Below are 275 nucleotides of genomic sequence, written 5' to 3'. Positions count from 1 at the left end.
GCGGCGTCGCGATCTCCCAGGACGGCAAAAGCGTCGGCTCGATGGGCGCGCATTCCGAATTCCAGGGCAGCGCGATCACGGGCAACGCGACGTCGCTGTTCGTCGCGCTGCAGCCCGGCAGCACCTACGGCAGCGGCGCAGTCGGGCGCTACAACCGCGCGACGCACTTTCGCGACAAGCTCATTCAGGTCACCGCCGCGACGAACCAGCCGCGCATCGACGTCGTCACCGGGCTCGCGACGGCCGGCTCGCTGCTCTACGCGAGCGATTTCTAC

1 protein-coding gene is annotated in these 275 nt (G+C 68.7%); it reads left to right on the top strand.

What is annotated here, in order from left to right; genetic code table 11:
- A partial coding sequence (locus R2R70_RS20135; protein WP_410978922.1) for a hypothetical protein occupies positions 1–275 on the top strand: 275 nt, incomplete at both ends.

Origin of the sequence: Cobetia sp. SIMBA_158, from assembly GCF_046566945.1 — a bacterium.
In the GTDB taxonomy this organism is placed as follows: Bacteria; Pseudomonadota; Gammaproteobacteria; order Pseudomonadales; family Halomonadaceae; genus Cobetia; species Cobetia amphilecti.
The sequence above is the reverse complement of the archived record's forward strand: the minus strand, read 5'-3'. Positions and strand labels throughout refer to the sequence as shown.